General features: G+C 63.7%; 1 protein-coding gene. It reads right to left on the minus strand.

Features of this window, described 5'->3' with window-relative positions; genetic code table 11:
* On the minus strand, nt 1-1,038 hold a 1,038-nt coding region (locus tag ACSFA3_RS25525), incomplete at its 3' end, for a metal-dependent hydrolase family protein (RefSeq protein WP_435508115.1).
* Nucleotides 1,039-1,073 lie beyond the last annotated feature (35 nt).

Here is a 1,073-nt window from a genome sequence, read left to right on the forward strand (position 1 = left end):
CGTGATGACTTCGACGGGGTTCTTGTCCAGTACGATCAGATCGGCATCGAAGCCCGCCTTGATCCGTCCCACCTGCTCGTCGATGCCCAGCAGTTCGGCATTCACCGATGTCGCGGAGCGCAACACATTCAGCGATGAACTCAGTTCTCCGCGCAGGACGAGTTCATGGGTTTCCTTCCCCTGAAGCGAGCCCAGCAAGTCGGTGCCGAGACCGACCTTGACGCCTGCTCTTTCGCCGTGCCCGATTGCTGCGTACATGGCGTCCACCAGGTACTTGAGTTTGTCGAGCGCGCCGGCAGGCAACCGGACCTCGCCGTCGAGCATGTGCTTGACGATGCCCAGGGTGGGAACCACGAATGCGCCCTTGCGGGCGACGATCTCAGCGGCCTCGCGGTCCATCATGCTGGCGTGCTCGATGGAGCGAACGCCGTGCTCGGCACACCGCACGATGGCTTCCTTCGTGTGCGCATGCGCCATGACATAGCTTCGCCACCGCGCCGCCTCTTCCACGGCAACCGCAATTTCAGCGTTGCTGAACTGCTGCGACCAGATGGGATCGGTGGGCGACAGTACGCCGCCGGAAACGAATATCTTGATGTGATGCGCGCCCTGGCGAAACTGGTCGCGCACCGCCTCCCGAACATGGTTTTCTCCGTCCACCACACGCGTGAAGGCGCCAACGAGGTCGCACTTGCAAGGCGAGGCGGCCCGGTGTCCCCGCATGTCGCCATGCCCGCCGGTCTGGGACAGCGCCTTGCCTGCAATCAGGTAGCGGGGCCCCTCGAGCAGCCCTTCTTCCAGCGCCTGCACCAGGCCCTGCTCGCCTCCTCCGGCATCGCGGATGCTGGTGAAGCCCTGCTGCAGCATGTTGCGCAGATAGCGCCCGGCATAGTGGGCGAGGTAGGACGGTTGCAGCTTGTCGAGGCTGCGCCGCGTGACGCAGGTGGCGAAACCTTCGCGCGCGAAGCGACGGGCAATGGCACCGCCGGTGGCATCGCCAGCGCCGACGATGAGTGCGACTTTCTGCAGGGTGGTCATGTCTCTTTATTCCTTGTAATACACGCTCTGGTTCG

The sequence above is a fragment of the Variovorax glucosi genome (genome assembly GCF_051216695.1).
GTDB lineage: Bacteria > Pseudomonadota > Gammaproteobacteria > Burkholderiales > Burkholderiaceae_C > Variovorax.